The sequence below is a fragment of the Parabacteroides sp. AM58-2XD genome, assembly GCF_003463685.1.
GTDB classification, from domain to species: Bacteria; Bacteroidota; Bacteroidia; order Bacteroidales; family Tannerellaceae; genus Parabacteroides; species Parabacteroides segnis.
In genome coordinates, this window is record NZ_QSDP01000206.1 from 1 (window position 1) to 2,735 (window position 2,735).

At 37.6% G+C, this 2,735-nt stretch carries 2 protein-coding genes and 1 pseudogene; all 3 read left to right on the forward strand.

The window, feature by feature from the left end:
* Positions 1-59 precede the first annotated feature (59 nt).
* Positions 60-563 (forward strand): hypothetical protein, encoded by a 504-nt coding sequence (locus tag DXA15_RS27440; RefSeq protein WP_233567630.1) that lies wholly within the window; start codon positions 60-62, stop codon positions 561-563.
* On the forward strand, positions 482-1,570 hold the full coding sequence (locus DXA15_RS24745) for a transglutaminase-like domain-containing protein (RefSeq protein WP_233567631.1): 1,089 nt from the start codon (positions 482-484) through the stop codon (positions 1,568-1,570). The genes DXA15_RS27440 and DXA15_RS24745 overlap by 82 nt, the downstream gene beginning before the upstream one ends.
* 4 nt (positions 1,571-1,574) lie before the next feature.
* Positions 1,575-2,444, forward strand: a pseudogene (gene lepB, locus DXA15_RS24750) (signal peptidase I); the annotation flags it as partial.
* Positions 2,445-2,735 lie beyond the last annotated feature (291 nt).

Genomic DNA, 2,735 nt, shown 5'->3' on the forward strand with positions numbered 1-2,735 from the left:
ATAAATAAACAAACACATATGCCGACAATCTGAGAAATAAAGTAAATAGGGGATTGTTGATGAAAAATCTTTTTACAAAAGGTATAAACATCTTATTAGTTGTTTTTCTAATAGCTTGTACTACGCAGCATGATAAAAAAATGGAACAAGCTCTCGAGAATGCCCAAGAAAACCGGCAAGAACTTGAAAAAGTATTTAGCCATTATGAAAAGGATTCAACAAAACTCGCTGCTGCTCGTTTCCTGATTGAGAATATGTCCTATCATTTCACACAGGAACAATATTATACTTCTTCCGAAAAAGAACGATATCGACCGGACGTTGTAAATTTCGACGGATTTCAATCCGTAAAAAGTCACTGTGACTCATTAACAAGAAGAGGATACAAAATCAAAACATATAACAAATACGATATATCGACACTTGACAGTCACTTTCTTATTGATAACATAGAACTGGCTTTTACTGTCTGGCAAAAGCCATGGCAAAAAATGTTTCATTCAATGATTTCTGTAAATACATCCTCCCCTACCGCGCACAATGTGAAGAGGTTTCTCATTTGAGAAGAGAAATTATGGAACGTTTCGTTCCCATACTGGATTCAGCGAAAGTAAAAACTCCCTTAGAGGCATGCTTCGTACTTAATGAGCATCTGAAAGGCATTATGAAATATGGACAGACTGGTCTTCCACTCTATCCGACCATTGACGAAACCTACCGTTCCAGAATCAGCCAATGCGAAGGATTATGCAATCTGGGTACTTTTATAATGAGAGCTTGCGGCATTCCGGTTACAGTAGAACAAACGACCTGGACTAAAATGGACTTGGGCCATAGCTGGTGCGTAGTTTTAGACAATGGAAAATTCTACAGCTTCGGACCGGGAGAAGATCAACCCGACACACATGCCCGCTCTTTCTCAGAAGTCAGACATAGACGACCGGCTAAAGTATATCGTTCACGTTTTGATCCTGACTTTTCTATAATAGATAAAAAAGACGACGGATATGTTACGACTCTAAAAAGTCCTCTAATCTATGATGTTACTAATGAATATCTGGATAAAACGACATTGATAAAGGTTTCTGTCGACAAAAACAACGGAAAAAAAGGAAAATCAAATCAAGTCTATTTATGTACTTATAACTATTATGAATGGTGCCCGATAGCGATCGGACATAGAAAAGATACCGTTTGTTTTTTCGAAAACGTTGTTGGAGATAATATATTTATGGTTGCCGATTCACCGGATGGAAATAAATTACGAAATATTACTGCTCCTTTTTATACGGATAAAGATGGAAATATTCGTAAATTTATCCCTCAAAAAGAGCATAAACAAACATTCACATTGAATAAGCGTAAGAAAAAACTGGATCAGGAACATACATTACACTTTTGGGATACAGAGAAAGAACGTTTTATCCCGTTAGAATATGCAAGTTCAACTGATACGACACAAACATACGATCAAATACCTGCTAATGCATTATTATGGTTCACTATTCCGGAAAGGATCGTTAACCAACGGATATTTTTTATTGAAAACGACAGTATAAAAAGCTATTAATTCGATGAAAGAGAATAGAAAAATACACAACCTGATCAACAAAGCCATCAATATAATCTTCTGGCTATGTATGACAGTTACTCTATGGTTTGTTTTACAGGTATTTATCTTTGCCTCTTTCAAAATCCCCAGCGATTCGATGGAACCGGGATTAATTACAGGAGACAATATACTTGTCTGGAAACCGACCGTTGGACCTCGCTTATTCAACCTGTTTGCCTCCATGAGAAACGAACAGACAGATATTTATCGCATTCCAGGTTTCAATAAGATAAAACGCAATGATATTCTGGTTTTCAATTTTCCGCATCCCAACAGTTGGGATAAAATTGAAATGCATATACTCAAATATTACATCAAACGGTGTGTCGGAATACCGGGAGATACCCTATTCATCCGAAACGGATTCTTTCATGTGGAAGGCGTACAAACGCCTCTCGGCAATATGGAGTCACAAAAAGGAATAGCAGCAACTGAGAAATTTCAAGACGGTATATTCCAGAGTTTCCCATTCGACAGCATCATTGGTTGGAACATCAAGGATTTCGGACCGCTCTATATACCGGCAAAAGGCGATTCCGTTACTTTAGATCGTACAAACTTCCGGTTATATAAAAAACTGATCGAATGGGAACAACAGGAAAGCCTTCAATACAAAGATTCTATGACTTTTCTTAACGGAAAGCCGATCTACGGATATCGTTTCCAAGAAAACTATTATTTCATGGCAGGCGACAAAGGCATGAACTCGCAGGATTCACGTTATTGGGGATTACTGCCTGAAGAATATATCGTCGGGAAAGCATGGATTATATGGAAATCGGTAGACCCATATACGGATAAATTCAGATGGGACAGATTTTTGAAAATTATGGAATTAGCCTTACAAACCGCAGGAAATAACCGGCAGCAACTTGAAAAAGTTATACAACATTATCAAGGAGATAAACAGAAAGAAGATGCTGCAAGGTTTCTGATACGGAATATGTTGGGAAAATACTATCAGGAAGGAGATCGAATTGATAAATTCCACCAGTTTATCGACTCTGCATACCGGATAAAACAAGAAGAATACGACCAGCAGACTATAAATGACACTTATAGGACAAACAACAAACACCAACAAGACGACGCTAAGCAACAAGCTGACTTGCAACAACTAAAT